Origin of the sequence: Streptococcus sp. CL6.35 (assembly GCF_049737915.1) — a bacterium.
Classification (GTDB): domain Bacteria; phylum Bacillota; class Bacilli; order Lactobacillales; family Streptococcaceae; genus Streptococcus.
This window is the reverse complement of record NZ_JBKOTU010000002.1, coordinates 1-14,969: the sequence shown is the minus strand read 5'-3', so window position 1 is coordinate 14,969 and position 14,969 is coordinate 1. Positions and strand designations below refer to the sequence as shown.

Below are 14,969 nucleotides of genomic sequence, written 5' to 3'. Positions count from 1 at the left end.
TATCCACTATTTTTTTCAATAAAAAGCTTAATAAATCAACAGTTTCTGATTTTATCCCCAATCTGTGGATAAAACTTGATAACATTGTGGATTATTTTTCACAGCTTGTGGAAAATTCTTACTATCTATGGTAAAATAAGTCTAGCATTAAACTTTTAAATAGTAAAGGAGGAGAAAGGATTGAAAGAAAAACAATTTTGGAATCGTATATTAGAATTTGCTCAAGAAAGACTGACTCGATCCATGTATGATTTCTATGCTATTCAAGCTGAACTCATCAAGGTAGAGGAAAATGTTGCCACTATATTTTTACCACGATCTGAAATGGAAATGGTCTGGGAAAAACAACTAAAAGATATTATTGTAGTTGCTGGATTTGAAATTTATGACGCTGAAATAACTCCCCACTATATTTTCATCAAACCTCAATATACGACTATCTCACAAGTTGAAGAAGCTCCAAATTCAACTCTTTATGACTATAATCCAAAGTTAGCATCTATTCCTTATTCGGATACTGGATTAAAAGAAAAGTATACCTTTGATAATTTTATTCAGGGGGATGGAAATGTCTGGGCAGTATCAGCAGCTTTGGCTGTCTCTGAAGATTTGGCCTTAACCTATAATCCTCTTTTTATCTATGGAGGACCTGGGCTTGGTAAGACTCACTTACTCAATGCCATTGGGAATGAGATTTTGAAAAATATTCCCGATGCGCGTGTTAAGTACATTCCTGCTGAAAGCTTTATCAACGACTTTCTTGAACATCTGAGACTGGGTGAAATGGATAAATTCAAAAAAACCTACCGTAGCCTCGATCTTTTGTTAATTGATGATATTCAATCGCTGAGTGGAAAAAAAGTTGCAACTCAGGAAGAATTTTTCAATACTTTCAATGTTCTCCATAACAATCAAAAACAAATTGTTCTGACTAGTGATCGTAGCCCTAAACACCTAGAGGGACTTGAAGAACGGCTTGTCACGCGCTTTAGCTGGGGCTTGACGCAAAACATCACACCACCTGATTTTGAGACACGTATTGCCATTTTACAAAGCAAAACAGAGCATTTAGACTACAATTTCCAAAGTGATACCCTAGAATACCTAGCTGGGCAATTTGATTCAAACGTCCGAGAACTTGAAGGAGCAATCAACGACATCACTTTAATTGCCAGAGTAAAAAAAATCAAGGATATCACTATCGATATCGCTGCAGAGGCTATTCGAGCACGTAAACAAGATGTTAGCCAAATGCTCGTCATCCCAATTGATAAAATTCAAAATGAAGTTGGTAACTTTTATGGTGTCAGCGTCAAAGAAATGAAGGGAAGTAGACGCCTTCAAAATATTGTGTTAGCCCGTCAAGTAGCCATGTATTTATCTAGAGAACTAACAGATAATAGTCTTCCAAAAATTGGGAAGGAATTTGGTGGAAAAGACCATACAACAGTTATTCATGCCCATGCCAAAATTAAATCTTTGATTGATGAAGACGATAATTTACGTTTAGAAATTGAATCAATCAAAAAGAAAATCAAATAACTTGTGGATAACTTTTACTTTATTATCTTTTTTATCCACATTTTTTAAACAAGCCAAAAAACTTGATATGACTTGTTTAAAGTCTGTTTTCCACAGATTTCACAGACTCTATTATTACTATTATCCTTCTAATACTAAAAATAAATAAAGGAGAATCCATGATTCATTTTTCAATTAATAAAAATTTATTTCTACAAGCATTAAATACAACTAAGAGAGCTATTAGTTCTAAAAATGCTATTCCTATTTTATCAACCGTCAAAATTGACGTGACCAATGAAGGTGTTACTTTAATTGGTTCAAATGGTCAAATTTCAATTGAAAATTTTATTTCTCAAAAAAATGAAGATGCTGGTCTGTTAATTACTTCTTTAGGTTCGATCCTTCTTGAAGCTTCTTTCTTTATCAATGTGGTATCTAGTCTACCTGATGTAAGTCTTGATTTTAAAGAAATTGAACAAAATCAAATTGTTTTAACGAGTGGTAAATCAGAAATTACCCTAAAAGGAAAAGATAGCGAACAGTACCCACGAATCCAAGAAATTTCAGCAAGCACTCCTTTGGTTCTTGAAACAAAATTACTCAAGAAAATTATCAATGAAACAGCATTTGCTGCAAGTACACAAGAGAGTCGTCCAATTTTAACAGGTGTTCATTTTGTATTAAGTCAACACAAGGAGCTAAAAACAGTTGCAACAGACTCTCATCGTCTAAGCCAGAAAAAATTAACGCTTGAGAAAAATAGTGATGATTTTGATGTCGTGATTCCTAGCCGTTCTCTACGCGAATTTTCAGCGGTATTTACAGATGATATCGAAACTGTAGAGATTTTCTTTGCCAATAACCAAATCCTCTTTAGAAGCGAAAATATTAGCTTCTATACTCGTCTCCTCGAAGGAAACTATCCTGATACAGATCGTTTGATTCCAACAGACTTTAATACTACTATTACTTTTGATGTTGTAAACTTACGCCAGTCAATGGAACGTGCTCGTCTTTTATCAAGTGCTACTCAAAATGGTACTGTGAAACTTGAAATAAAAGATGGTATTGTTAGCGCTCATGTTAACTCGCCAGAAGTTGGTAAAGTAAACGAAGAAATCGATACTGATCAGGTTACTGGTGAAGATTTGACCATTAGTTTCAACCCAACTTACTTGATTGATTCTCTTAAAGCTTTAAATAGCGAAAAAGTGACCATTAGTTTTATCTCAGCTGTTCGTCCATTTACTCTTGTGCCAGCAGACACTGATGAGGACTTCATGCAGCTCATTACACCAGTTCGTACAAATTAAGTGAAAGAGGTTGAGCCTGGCTCGCCTCTTTTATGATATAATCGAAAAAGAAAAGGAGAGTAGTATGTATCAAGTTGGAAATTTTGTTGAAATGAAAAAACCACATGCTTGCACAATCAAGTCAACAGGAAAAAAAGCTAATCGTTGGGAAATTACACGTGTAGGAGCAGATATAAAAATCAAATGTAGCAATTGTGACCATGTTGTCATGATGGGACGCTATGATTTTGATCGAAAAATGAATAAAATTATTGACTGAAAACCCTTAGTTAGAGGGTTAGCAAGTTTTCCTTTTTTGTGTTATAATATTAGGGATTGAAATGAAAACGGAGAATGAGAAAATATGGCTTTAACAGCAGGTATCGTTGGTTTGCCAAACGTTGGTAAATCAACACTATTTAATGCAATTACAAAAGCAGGAGCAGAGGCAGCAAATTACCCATTTGCGACGATTGATCCAAATGTTGGAATGGTAGAAGTTCCAGATGAACGCCTACAAAAACTAACTGAAATGATTACTCCTAAAAAGACAGTTCCAACAACATTTGAATTTACAGATATCGCAGGGATTGTAAAAGGAGCTTCAAAAGGAGAAGGGCTAGGGAATAAATTCTTGGCTAATATCCGTGAAGTAGATGCGATTGTTCATGTAGTTCGTGCTTTTGATGATGAAAATGTGATGCGCGAGCAAGGACGTGAAGACGCCTTTGTGGATCCACTGGCAGATATTGATACTATTAACCTAGAGTTGATTCTTGCTGACTTAGAATCAGTTAATAAGCGCTATATGCGTGTAGAAAAGATGGCACGTACGCAAAAAGATAAAGAATCAGTAGCAGAATTTAATGTTCTTCAAAAGATTAAACCTGTTCTTGAAGATGGAAAATCAGCTCGAACTATTGAATTTACAGATGAGGAACAAAAGGTTGTCAAAGGTCTCTTCCTGTTAACGACTAAACCAGTGCTCTATGTTGCTAATGTGGACGAGGATGTGGTTTCAGAACCTGACTCTATCGACTATGTTAAACAAATTCGTGAATTCGCAGCGACAGAAAATGCTGAAGTAGTCGTTATTTCTGCGCGTGCTGAGGAAGAAATTTCTGAGTTAGACGAAGAAGACAAGCAAGAGTTTCTTGAAGCACTTGGGTTGACAGAATCAGGCGTTGACAAGTTGACTCGTGCAGCTTACCACTTGCTTGGACTGGGAACTTACTTCACAGCTGGCGAAAAAGAAGTTCGCGCTTGGACCTTCAAACGTGGTATGAAGGCTCCTCAAGCAGCTGGTATTATCCACTCAGACTTTGAAAAAGGATTTATTCGTGCAGTAACTATGTCATATGAGGATCTAGTGAAATACGGATCTGAAAAGGCTGTAAAAGAAGCTGGACGCTTGCGTGAAGAAGGAAAAGAATATATCGTTCAAGACGGCGATATCATGGAATTCCGCTTTAATGTCTAAAAAAATTAATGAATAGTGTCAATTAGGTTGGAAAAAAATTCCAACCCTTTTGGCTTTTGAAAGGAAAAATAAATGACCAAATTACTTGTAGGCTTGGGAAATCCAGGAGATAAATATTTTGAAACAAAACACAATGTTGGCTTTATGTTGATTGACCAACTAGCGAAGAAACAGAATGTCACTTTTACACACGATAAGATATTTCAAGCTGACCTAGCATCCTTTTTCCTAAATGGAGAAAAAATTTATCTTGTCAAACCAACGACATTTATGAATGAAAGTGGAAAAGCGGTTCATGCTTTATTGACTTACTATGGTTTGGATATTGAAGATTTACTCATCATTTATGATGATCTTGACATGGAAGTTGGAAAGATTCGTTTAAGAGCAAAGGGATCCGCAGGTGGTCATAATGGTATCAAGTCTATTATTCAACATATTGGAACCCAAACCTTTAATCGTGTTAAGATTGGAATCGGAAGACCTAAAAATGGAATGTCAGTTGTTAACCATGTTTTGAGTACCTTTGACAAGGATGATTATATTGGTATTTTACAGTCTATTGACAAAGTTGACGATTCTGTAAACTACTATTTACAAGAGAAAAATTTTGAGAAAACAATGCAGAGGTATAACGGATAAATGTTAACCTTATTAGATTTATTCTCAGAAAATAATCAGATAAAAAAATGGCATCGAAATCTGACAGATAAGAAAAGACAATTAATGTTAGGCTTGTCAACTTCTACAAAAGCTTTAGCAATTGCTAGTAGTTTGAGACAGGAAGATAAGATTGTGTTATTGACGTCAACTTATGGAGAAGCAGAAGGACTTGTTAGTGATCTTATATCTGTCTTGGGTGAGGAACTTGTCTATCCATTTTTAGTAGATGACTCCCCTATGGTCGAGTTTTTGATGTCTTCACAAGAAAAAATCATTTCACGGGTTGAAGCCTTGCGTTTTTTGACTGATTCATCTAAGAAAGGGATTTTAGTTTGTAATATCGCAGCAAGTCGATTGATTTTACCGTCTCCCAATATATTCAAAGATAGTATTGTAAAAATAACAGTTGGTGAAGAATATGATCAACACACGTTTATCCATCAGTTAAAGGAAATAGGTTATCGCAAAGTTACGCAAGTACAAACTCAAGGTGAGTTTAGTATTCGAGGAGATATTTTAGATATTTTTGAGATGTCTCAGTTAGAACCTTTCCGAATCGAGTTTTTTGGTGATGAAGTAGATGGAATTCGGACTTTTGAAGTAGAAACACAATTATCAAAAGAAAATCAAACAGAACTCACTATCTTTCCAGCAAGTGATATACTTTTGAGGGAAAAGGACTATCTACGAGGGCAGTCAGCTTTAGAAAAGCAAATTTCAAAGACCTTATCACCAATTTTAAAATCATACTTGGAAGAGATTTTGTCAAGTTTTCATCAAAAACAAGTACATTCAGATAGTCGAAAGTTTTTATCTTTATGTTACGATAAAACATGGACTATATTTGATTATATTGAAAAAGATACACCAGTGTTTTTTGATGATTACCAAAAATTGATGAATCAGTATGAAGCCTTTGAAAGAGAGTTAGCGCAATACTTTACAGAAGATTTACAGAATGGTAAATCATTTTCTGATATGCAGTATTTTGCAGATACAGAACAAACCTATAAAAAACAAAGTCCAGTTACCTTTTTCTCCAATCTCCAAAAAGGGTTAGGAAATCTCAAGTTTGATCACATTTATCAATTTAATCAATATCCTATGCAGGAGTTTTTCAATCAATTTTCTTTTCTAAAAGAAGAAATTGAGCGATACAAAAAAATGGATTACACTATTATCCTGCAGTCTAGTAATTCAATGGGAAGTAAAACATTGGAAGATGTTTTAGAGGAATATCAGATTAAATTGGATTCCAGAGATAAGTCAAGTATTTGTAAAGAATCTGTAAACTTCATTGAGGGAAATCTCAGACATGGTTTTCACTTTGTAGATGAAAAGATTCTATTGATAACTGAACATGAGATTTTTCAAAAGAAATTGAAACGTCGTTTTCGAAGACAACATGTTTCAAACGCAGAGAGATTAAAAGATTACAATGAACTTGAAAAAGGAGATTACGTTGTTCACCATATCCATGGGATTGGTCAATATCTAGGAATTGAAACCATTGAAATCAAAGGAATCCACCGCGATTATGTCAGTGTCCAGTATCAAAATGGGGATCAAATCTCTATCCCAGTGGAACAGATTCATCTACTGTCCAAATACGTTTCAAGTGACGGTAAAGCACCTAAACTCAATAAATTAAATGATGGTCATTTCAAAAAAGCAAAGCAAAAAGTTAAGAACCAGGTAGAGGATATAGCTGACGATTTAATTAAACTTTATTCTGAACGCAGCCAGTTGAAGGGTTTTGCTTTCTCAGCTGATGATGAGGATCAACACGCTTTTGATGATGCCTTCCCTTATGTTGAAACGGATGATCAACTTCGTAGTGTTGAGGAAATCAAGAGAGATATGCAGGCTTCTCAGCCAATGGATCGACTTTTAGTTGGGGATGTTGGTTTTGGAAAGACTGAAGTTGCTATGCGTGCAGCCTTTAAGGCAGTCAATGATCATAAACAAGTTGTCGTTCTAGTTCCGACGACGGTTTTAGCGCAACAACACTATACAAATTTTAAAGAGAGATTCCAAAATTTTGCAGTTAATATTGATGTGTTGAGTCGCTTTAGAAGTAAAAAAGAGCAGACTGAAACACTTGAAAAATTGAAAAACGGTCAAGTTGATATTTTGATTGGAACCCATCGTATTTTGTCAAAAGATGTTGTGTTTGCTGATTTGGGCTTAATGATTATTGATGAGGAACAGCGATTTGGTGTCAAGCATAAGGAAACCTTGAAAGAACTGAAAAAACAAGTAGATGTCCTGACCTTGACAGCAACGCCAATTCCTCGTACCCTTCACATGTCTATGCTGGGAATCAGAGATTTGTCTGTTATTGAAACTCCGCCGACTAATCGTTATCCAGTGCAAACCTATGTTTTAGAAAAGAATGATAATGTGATTCGTGATGCTGTCTTGCGTGAAATGGAGCGTGGAGGTCAAGTTTACTATCTTTACAATAAAGTTGACACGATTGACCAGAAGGTTTCCGAATTACAGGAGTTGATTCCAGAGGCTTCGATTGGGTATGTTCATGGGCAAATGAGTGAGATTCAGTTAGAAAATACTCTACTGGATTTCATTGAAGGTCAGTATGATATTTTGGTGACAACTACCATTATTGAGACAGGGGTGGACATTCCAAATGCCAATACTTTATTTATTGAAAATGCGGATCATATGGGCTTGTCAACCTTGTATCAGTTAAGAGGAAGAGTCGGTCGTAGTAATCGTATTGCTTATGCCTATCTCATGTATCGTCCAGAAAAATCAATCAGTGAAGTCTCCGAGAAGAGATTAGAAGCGATTAAAGGATTTACAGAATTGGGCTCTGGATTTAAGATTGCAATGCGAGATCTTTCGATTCGCGGAGCAGGAAATCTTTTAGGAAAATCCCAGTCTGGTTTCATTGATTCTGTTGGTTTTGAATTGTATTCGCAGTTATTGGAGGAAGCTATTGCTAAACGACATGGTAATGGGAACACAAGAACCAAAGGAAATACCGAATTGATTTTACAAATTGATGCCTATCTTCCTGATACCTATATTTCTGATCAACGACATAAGATTGAAATTTACAAGAAAATTCGTCAAATTGACAACCGTGTCAACTACGAAGAATTACAAGAAGAGTTGATGGACCGCTTTGGAGAGTACCCAGACGTGGTAGCCTATCTTTTAGAGATTGGTTTGGTTAAGTCTTATCTTGATAAGGTCTTTGTTCAACGTGTGGAACGAAAAGAAAATAAGATTACAGTTCAATTTGAAAAAATTACTCAGCGATTGTTTTTGGCTCAAGATTATTTTAAATCTTTATCCGCAACGAATTTAAAAGCAGCCATAACTGAGAATAAGGGATTAATGGAAGTTGTATTTGATGTCCAAAATAAGAAGGACTATGAAATTTTAGAAGGTCTGCTCATTTTTGGAGAAAGTTTATTAGAGATAAAAGTATCGAAAGAAGGCAATTCCCTTTAACATTTTTCTTCTATAAAGTAGATAAAAATGATACAATAATAATTTGAGGTAATAAAAATGAGATTAGACAAATATTTAAAAGTATCACGAATTATCAAGCGTCGTACAGTCGCAAAAGAAGTAGCAGATAAAGGCAGAATCAAGGTAAATGGAATCTTGGCCAAAAGTTCAACGGATTTGAAAGTTAATGACCAAGTTGAAATTCGCTTTGGCAATAAGTTGCTACTTGTAAAAGTACTAGAGATGAAGGATAGTACAAAAAAAGAAGATGCAGCAGGAATGTATGAAATTATCAGTGAAACACGGGTAGAAGAAAATGTCTAAAAATATCGTACAATTGAATAATTCTTTTATTCAAAATGAACACCAACGTCGTCGCTATCTGATGAAAGAACGACAAAAACGTAATCGTTTCATGGGTTGGGTTCTTATTTTGATGATTTTATTGTTCATTTTACCAACTTATAATCTTGCTCAAAGCTATCATCAATTACTCCAAAGACGTCAACAGTTATCAGAATTGCAAACTCAGTATCAAACCTTGAGTGAGGAAAAGGAGAAAGAGACAGCTTTTGCCACAAAGTTGAAAGATGAAGATTATGCTGCTAAATACATGCGTGCAAAATATTATTATTCTAAGAATCGGGAAGCTGTTTATACGATTCCTGACTTGCTCCCAAGGTGATAAAATGGAAAATTTATTAGATGTAATAGAGCAATTTTTGAGTCTATCGGAAGAAAAGCTGGAAGAGTTGGCTGATAAAAATCAATTATTGCGTTTACAAGAAGAAAAGGAAAGGAAGAATGCGTAAATTCTTAATTATTTTGTTGTTACCGAGTTTTTTGACCATTTCAAAAGTCGTTAGCACAGAAAAAGAAGTCGTCTATACTTCTAAAGAAATTTATTACCTTTCACAATCTAACTTTGGTATTTATTTTAGAGAAAAATTAAGTTCTCCCATGGTTTATGGAGAGGTTCCTGTTTATGCGAATGAAGATTTAGTAGTGAAATCTGGAAAATTAACTCCCCAAACAAGTTTTCAAATAACCGAGTGGCGCTTAAATAAACAAGGAATTCCGGTATTTAAGCTATCAAATCATCAATTTATTGCTGCAGACAAACGATTTTTATATGATCAGTCAGAGGTAACTCCTACAATCAAAAAAGTATGGTTAGAATCTGATTTTAAACTGTATAATAGCCCTTATGACTTAAAAGAAGTGAAATCATCCTTATCAGCTTATTCGCAAGTATCGATCGACAAGACCATGTTTGTAGAAGGAAGAGAATTTCTACATATTGATCAGGCTGGATGGGTAGATAAGGAATCAACTTCTGAAGAAGATAATCGGATAAGTAAAGTCCAAGAAATGTTATCTGAAAAATATCAGAAAGATTATTTCTCTATTTATGTTAAGCAACTAACTACTGGAAAAGAAGCTGGTATCAATCAAGATGAAAAGATGTATGCAGCTAGTGTTTTGAAACTCCCTTATCTTTATTATACGCAAGAAAAAATAAATGAGGGTCTTTATCAGTTAGACACGACTGTAAAATACATATCTGCAGTCAATGATTTTCCAGGTTCCTATAAACCAGAAGGAAGTGGTAGTCTTCCTAAAAAAGAGGATAATAAAGAGTATTCTCTAAAGGATTTAATTACGAAAGTATCAAAAGAATCTGATAATGTAGCTCATAATCTATTGGGATATTACATTTCAAACCAATCTGATGCCACATTCAAATCCAAGATGTCTGCTATTATGGGAGATGATTGGGATTCCAAAGAAAAATTGATTTCTTCTAAGATGGCTGGGAAGGTTATGGAGGCAATTTATAATCAAAATGGATTTGTATTGGAGTCTTTGACTAAAACAGATTTTGATAATGAGAGAATTGCCAAAGGTGTTTCTGTTAAAGTAGCTCATAAAATTGGAGATGCGGATGAATTTAAGCATGATACAGGTGTTGTCTATGCAGATTCTCCATTTATTCTTTCTATTTTCACTAAAAATTCTGATTATGATACGATTTCTAAGATAGCCAAGGATGTTTATGAGGTTCTAAAATGAGGGAACAAGATTTTTTAAATCATTTTCTCAAAAAGGGATATTTCAAAAAGCATGCTAAGGTGGTGCTAGCTCTTTCTGGTGGATTAGATTCTATGTTTCTATTTAAGGTATTGTCTACCTATAAAAAAGAGTTAGAAATTGAATTGATTCTAGCTCATGTGAATCATAAGCAGAGAGTAGAATCAGATTGGGAAGAACAGGAATTAAGGAAGTTGGCTGCTGAAGCAGAGCTTCCTATTTATATCAGCAATTTTTCAGGAGAATTTTCAGAAGCGCGTGCACGAAATTTTCGCTATGATTTTTTTCAAGAGGTCATGAAAAAGACAGGTGCGACAGCCTTAGTCACTGCCCACCATGCGGATGACCAGGTGGAAACAATTTTGATGCGCTTGATTCGAGGGACTCGCTTGCGCTATCTATCAGGAATTAAGGAGAAGCAAGTAGTCGGAGAGATAGAAATCATTCGGCCCTTCTTGCATTTTCAGAAAAAAGACTTTCCTCCAATTTTTCACTTTGAAGATATATCAAATCAGGAAAATCATTATTTTCGCAATCGTATTCGAAACTCATACTTACCAGAATTAGAAAAAGAAAATCCTCGATTTAGAAATGCAATCTTAAGCATCGGCAATGAAATTTTAGATTATGACTTAGCTATAGCTGAATTATCAAAGAATATTGATGTAGAAAATTTAGATCAGCTATTGTCTTACTCTGAGTCGACACAAAGAGTTTTACTTCAAACTTATCTGAATCGTTTTCCAGATTTGAATCTTACAAAAGCTCAGTTTGAAGAAGTTAGACAAATTTTAAAAACTAAAAGCCAGTATCGTCATCCGCTTAAAAATGGTTATGAATTAGTAAAAGAGTATCAACAGTTTCGGATTTGTAAAATCAGTCCTCAGTCTGATGAAAAGGAAGACGAACTTGTGTTACACTATCAAAATCAGGTATCTTACCAAGGTTATTTATTTTCCTTTGGACTTCCTTTAGAAGGTGAATTAATTCAGCAGGTACCTGTTTCACGGGAAACATCAATACACATTCGTCATCGAAAAACAGGAGATATTTTGATTCAAAATGGGCATAGAAAAAAACTCAGACGTCTATTTATTGATTTGAAAATCCCTATGGAAAAGCGAAAATCAGCTCTGATTATTGAGCAATTTGGTGAAATTGTCTCAATTTTGGGAATTGCGACCAGTAATTTGAGTAAAAACACGAAAAATGATATAATGAACACTGTACTTTATATAGAAAAAATAGATAGGTAAAAAAATGTTAGAAAACGATATTAAAAAAATTCTCGTTTCACACGATGAAATTACAGAAGCTGCTAAAAAATTAGGTGCTCAATTAACCAAAGACTATGCAGGAAAAAATCCAATTTTAGTTGGGATTTTAAAAGGATCTATTCCTTTTATGGCTGAATTGGTTAAACATATCGACACACATATTGAAATGGACTTCATGATGGTTTCTAGCTACCATGGTGGAACAGCAAGTAGTGGTGTCATCAATATCAAGCAAGATGTGACTCAAGATATCAAAGGAAGACATGTTCTCTTTGTAGAAGATATCATTGATACAGGTCAAACTTTGAAGAGTTTAAGAGATATGTTTAAAGCAAGAGAGGCTGCTTCTGTTAAAATTGCAACCTTGTTGGATAAACCAGAAGGACGTGTTGTAGAAATTGAGGCAGACTATACCTGCTTTACTATCCCAAATGAGTTTGTAGTAGGTTATGGTTTAGACTACAAAGAAAACTATCGTAACCTTCCTTATGTTGGAGTATTGAAAGAAGAAGTGTATTCAAATTAGAAAGAACAATTTTTAATGAAAAAACAAAATAATGGTTTAATTAAAAATCCTTTTCTATGGTTATTACTTATTTTTTTCCTAGTTACAGCTTACCAGTATTTCAGTACAGGTAGTGTTGCAGGGAAAAGTGAGCAAATTAATTATACAGAATTGGTAAAAGAAATTACCGATGACAATGTAAAAGAATTGACTTACCAACCAAATGGCAGTGTTATCGAAGTTTCAGGTATTTATAAAAATCCTAAAACAAGTAAAGAAGAAACAGGTATCCAGTTCTTTTCTCCTTCTGCTACAACAGTAGAGAAATTTTCAAGTATTATTCTTCCTTCAGATACTACAGTATCAGAATTGCAAAAACTTGCTTCTGACCATAAGGCAGAAGTAACTGTTAAGCATGAAAGTTCAAGTGGTATGTGGATTAATATTCTTGTATCCATTGTGCCATTCGGTATTCTATTCTTCTTCCTATTCTCTATGATGGGAAATATGGGAGGAAATAATAGCCGTAACCCAATGAGTTTTGGACGTAGTAAGGCTAAAGCCGCAAATAAAGAAGATATTAAAGTAAGATTTTCAGATGTTGCTGGAGCTGAGGAAGAAAAACAAGAACTAGTTGAAGTTGTTGAATTTTTAAAAGATCCAAAACGATTTACAAAACTTGGAGCCCGTATTCCAGCAGGTGTCCTTCTAGAGGGACCTCCAGGAACAGGTAAGACTTTGCTTGCTAAAGCAGTCGCCGGAGAAGCAGGTGTTCCATTCTTTAGTATCTCAGGTTCTGACTTTGTAGAAATGTTTGTCGGAGTTGGAGCTAGTCGTGTTCGTTCTCTTTTTGAAGATGCCAAAAAAGCAGCACCAGCTATCATCTTTATCGATGAAATTGATGCTGTTGGACGTCAACGTGGAGTTGGTCTTGGCGGAGGAAATGATGAACGTGAACAAACCTTGAATCAACTCTTGATTGAGATGGATGGTTTTGAGGGGAATGAAGGGATTATCGTCATTGCTGCGACAAACCGTTCAGATGTACTAGACCCTGCCCTTTTGCGTCCAGGACGTTTTGATAGAAAAGTATTGGTTGGCCGTCCTGATGTTAAGGGTCGTGAAGCAATCTTGAAAGTTCATGCTAAGAACAAGCCTTTAGCAGAAGATGTTGATTTGAAATTAGTGGCTCAACAAACTCCAGGCTTTGTTGGTGCTGATTTAGAGAATGTATTGAATGAAGCGGCTTTAGTCGCTGCTCGTCGCAATAAATCGATAATTGATGCTTCAGATATTGATGAAGCAGAAGACAGAGTTATTGCTGGTCCTTCTAAGAAAGATAAGACAGTTTCACAAAAAGAACGTGAATTGGTTGCCTACCATGAGGCTGGACATACCATTGTTGGCCTAGTCTTATCGAATGCCCGTGTTGTTCATAAGGTTACAATTGTACCAAGAGGTCGTGCAGGTGGTTACATGATTGCACTTCCTAAGGAAGATCAAATGCTTCTATCTAAAGAAGATATGAAAGAGCAATTGGCTGGCTTGATGGGTGGACGTGTAGCTGAAGAAATTATCTTTAATGTCCAAACTACAGGAGCTTCAAACGACTTTGAACAGGCGACACAAATGGCGCGTGCAATGGTTACAGAGTACGGTATGAGTGAAAAACTTGGTCCAGTTCAATATGAAGGAAATCATGCTATGTTTGGTGCACAAAGCCCTCAAAAATCAATTTCAGAACAAACAGCTTATGAAATTGACGAAGAGGTTCGTTCATTATTGAATGAAGCACGAAATAAAGCTGCTGAAATTATTCAGTCAAATCGTGAAACTCACAAGTTGATTGCAGAAGCACTATTGAAATACGAAACATTGGATAGTACACAAATTAAATCTCTTTACGAAACAGGAAAGATGCCTGAAACAGTCGAGGAGGAATCTCATGCACTATCCTATGATGAAGTAAAGTCAAAAATGAATGACGAAAAATAACCCAAAGAGAGGCATGTCCTCTCTTTTTTGTGCAGTTGAGGCGGTAAAGGGTGCAGAATGGATGAAATGTGCCAAAAGTGTTTCTGAATCTGTTAGACTGTAAACAGAAAGGAGAATAGAATGCTTAAAGAATTGTATGAAGAAGTCCAAGGGATTGTATATAAGTGTAGAAATGAATATTACCTTCATTTATGGGAGTTATCGGATTGGGATCAAGAGGGAATGATCTGCTTACATGAATTGATTAGTAAAGAAGAAGAGTTGGCAGAAGATATTCCACGCTTACGTAAATACTTCAAAACTAAGTTCCGTAATCGAATTCTAGACTATATCCGTAAGCAAGAAAGTCAAAAACGAAGATATGATAAAGAATCCTATGAAGAAGTAGGTGAAATCAGTCATCGTATAGGTGAGGGAGGTCTCTGGCTAGATGAGTATTATCTCTTTCATGAGACACTAAGAGATTATAGAAGCAAACAAAGTAAAGACAAACAAGAAGAGTTAGAACGGGTCCTAAGACATGAACGCTTCCGAGGTCGTCAAAGAGTATTAAGAGACTTACGTATTGTGTTTAAAGAGTTTGATATCCGTACTCAATAGGAAGTCATACAAAAAAACATAAAAAGATAAAAAAGGTGTTGACAAAGTTTGAAAAGCCT

The 14,969-nt window shown here is 35.2% G+C and carries 14 protein-coding genes; all 14 read left to right on the top strand.

Annotated elements, in window-relative coordinates; translation table 11 throughout:
* Nucleotides 1-180 precede the first annotated feature (180 nt).
* The gene (gene dnaA / locus ACLNCP_RS02655; RefSeq protein WP_247953450.1) at nt 181-1,542 is read left to right on the top strand and encodes a chromosomal replication initiator protein DnaA; all 1,362 of its coding nucleotides are present in this window, start codon (nt 181-183) and stop codon (nt 1,540-1,542) included.
* Nucleotides 1,543-1,700: 158 nt separating this feature from the next.
* Nucleotides 1,701-2,837, top strand: a complete 1,137-nt coding sequence (gene dnaN / locus ACLNCP_RS02650) for a DNA polymerase III subunit beta (RefSeq protein WP_247953451.1) — start codon at nt 1,701-1,703, stop codon at nt 2,835-2,837.
* Between the two features lie 64 nt (nt 2,838-2,901).
* Nucleotides 2,902-3,096, top strand: a complete 195-nt coding sequence (locus tag ACLNCP_RS02645) for a DUF951 domain-containing protein (protein WP_000285186.1) — start codon at nt 2,902-2,904, stop codon at nt 3,094-3,096.
* Between the two features lie 84 nt (nt 3,097-3,180).
* Nucleotides 3,181-4,296 (top strand): redox-regulated ATPase YchF, encoded by a 1,116-nt coding sequence (ychF, locus tag ACLNCP_RS02640; protein WP_001218721.1) that lies wholly within the window; start codon nt 3,181-3,183, stop codon nt 4,294-4,296.
* Between the two features lie 72 nt (nt 4,297-4,368).
* Nucleotides 4,369-4,938, top strand: a complete 570-nt coding sequence (gene pth, locus ACLNCP_RS02635; protein WP_000163938.1) for an aminoacyl-tRNA hydrolase — start codon at nt 4,369-4,371, stop codon at nt 4,936-4,938.
* Nucleotides 4,939-8,442 (top strand): transcription-repair coupling factor, encoded by a 3,504-nt coding sequence (gene mfd / locus ACLNCP_RS02630; protein WP_261221577.1) that lies wholly within the window; start codon nt 4,939-4,941, stop codon nt 8,440-8,442. It begins immediately after the preceding gene.
* Nucleotides 8,443-8,499: 57 nt separating this feature from the next.
* Nucleotides 8,500-8,766 (top strand): RNA-binding S4 domain-containing protein, encoded by a 267-nt coding sequence (locus tag ACLNCP_RS02625; RefSeq protein ID WP_001234978.1) that lies wholly within the window; start codon nt 8,500-8,502, stop codon nt 8,764-8,766.
* Nucleotides 8,759-9,127 carry a septum formation initiator family protein gene (locus ACLNCP_RS02620; protein ID WP_049515632.1) on the top strand — a complete coding sequence of 123 codons (369 nt, stop codon included), beginning with the start codon at nt 8,759-8,761 and terminating at the stop codon, nt 9,125-9,127. Before ACLNCP_RS02625 ends, ACLNCP_RS02620 begins: the two co-directional genes overlap by 8 nt.
* Nucleotides 9,128-9,131: 4 nt before the next feature.
* Complete coding sequence (locus tag ACLNCP_RS02615) at nt 9,132-9,254, top strand: SP_0009 family protein (RefSeq protein ID WP_000429339.1); 123 nt, start codon at nt 9,132-9,134, stop codon at nt 9,252-9,254.
* A complete protein-coding gene (locus ACLNCP_RS02610) occupies nt 9,247-10,515 on the top strand; it encodes a serine hydrolase (protein WP_424844001.1) in 1,269 nt (422 codons plus the stop codon). The genes ACLNCP_RS02615 and ACLNCP_RS02610 overlap by 8 nt, the downstream gene beginning before the upstream one ends.
* Nucleotides 10,512-11,789, top strand: coding sequence for a tRNA lysidine(34) synthetase TilS (gene tilS, locus ACLNCP_RS02605; RefSeq protein ID WP_001209051.1), 1,278 nt, complete (start codon nt 10,512-10,514; stop codon nt 11,787-11,789). The genes ACLNCP_RS02610 and tilS overlap by 4 nt, the downstream gene beginning before the upstream one ends.
* Before the next feature lie 4 nt (nt 11,790-11,793).
* The gene (gene hpt / locus ACLNCP_RS02600) at nt 11,794-12,336 is read left to right on the top strand and encodes a hypoxanthine phosphoribosyltransferase (RefSeq protein ID WP_000892178.1); all 543 of its coding nucleotides are present in this window, start codon (nt 11,794-11,796) and stop codon (nt 12,334-12,336) included.
* A 15-nt stretch (nt 12,337-12,351) separates the two neighbouring features.
* Complete coding sequence (gene ftsH / locus ACLNCP_RS02595) at nt 12,352-14,310, top strand: ATP-dependent zinc metalloprotease FtsH (protein ID WP_261009175.1); 1,959 nt, start codon at nt 12,352-12,354, stop codon at nt 14,308-14,310.
* Nucleotides 14,311-14,430: 120 nt separating this feature from the next.
* Entirely contained in the window at nt 14,431-14,910 is a 480-nt protein-coding gene (locus ACLNCP_RS02590) for a sigma-70 family RNA polymerase sigma factor (RefSeq protein WP_261009174.1), read from the top strand.
* Nucleotides 14,911-14,969 lie beyond the last annotated feature (59 nt).

Coding starts and splice junctions, on each gene's coding strand:
- dnaN (WP_247953451.1), top strand. CDS start 1,701: ATGATTCATTTTTCAATTAATAAAAATTTATTTCTACAAGCATTAAAT.
- ACLNCP_RS02645 (WP_000285186.1), top strand. CDS start 2,902: ATGTATCAAGTTGGAAATTTTGTTGAAATGAAAAAACCACATGCTTGC.
- ychF (WP_001218721.1), top strand. CDS start 3,181: ATGGCTTTAACAGCAGGTATCGTTGGTTTGCCAAACGTTGGTAAATCA.
- pth (WP_000163938.1), top strand. CDS start 4,369: ATGACCAAATTACTTGTAGGCTTGGGAAATCCAGGAGATAAATATTTT.
- mfd (WP_261221577.1), top strand. CDS start 4,939: ATGTTAACCTTATTAGATTTATTCTCAGAAAATAATCAGATAAAAAAA.
- ACLNCP_RS02625 (WP_001234978.1), top strand. CDS start 8,500: ATGAGATTAGACAAATATTTAAAAGTATCACGAATTATCAAGCGTCGT.
- ACLNCP_RS02620 (WP_049515632.1), top strand. CDS start 8,759: ATGTCTAAAAATATCGTACAATTGAATAATTCTTTTATTCAAAATGAA.
- ACLNCP_RS02615 (WP_000429339.1), top strand. CDS start 9,132: ATGGAAAATTTATTAGATGTAATAGAGCAATTTTTGAGTCTATCGGAA.
- ACLNCP_RS02610 (WP_424844001.1), top strand. CDS start 9,247: ATGCGTAAATTCTTAATTATTTTGTTGTTACCGAGTTTTTTGACCATT.
- tilS (WP_001209051.1), top strand. CDS start 10,512: ATGAGGGAACAAGATTTTTTAAATCATTTTCTCAAAAAGGGATATTTC.
- hpt (WP_000892178.1), top strand. CDS start 11,794: ATGTTAGAAAACGATATTAAAAAAATTCTCGTTTCACACGATGAAATT.
- ftsH (WP_261009175.1), top strand. CDS start 12,352: ATGAAAAAACAAAATAATGGTTTAATTAAAAATCCTTTTCTATGGTTA.
- ACLNCP_RS02590 (WP_261009174.1), top strand. CDS start 14,431: ATGCTTAAAGAATTGTATGAAGAAGTCCAAGGGATTGTATATAAGTGT.